This window comes from Pantoea sp. SIMBA_079 (assembly GCF_046940275.1).
Lineage (GTDB): Bacteria > Pseudomonadota > Gammaproteobacteria > Enterobacterales > Enterobacteriaceae > Pantoea > Pantoea borealis.
In genome coordinates, this window is the sequence record NZ_JAWRYR010000939.1 from 1 (window position 1) to 234 (window position 234).

The window sequence follows — 234 nt, forward strand, 5'->3', positions numbered from 1 at the left end:
GTTGATCACCGTGACCAGGCGCATCTGCCGGTGCACGGTGTCGAGGAAGCCGTCCATCGCCTCGCGTGCATAGGCCTGCTCGCGCTGCGAATGCGAGAACAGCTTGACCGTCGCGATGTTGGTGTAGCTGTCGACGATGCGGCCGGTCATCACCGCACGGGCGTCGGCCTGGCGTTCGGAGATTCGGCTGATCTGCGGCACGAAACGCCACATCAGCAGCGCGTAGCCGGCCAC

General features: G+C 65.4%; 1 pseudogene. It reads right to left on the reverse strand.

The window, feature by feature from the left end:
- Positions 1-234: pseudogene (locus SB719_RS22695) on the reverse strand (ABC transporter ATP-binding protein); the annotation flags it as partial.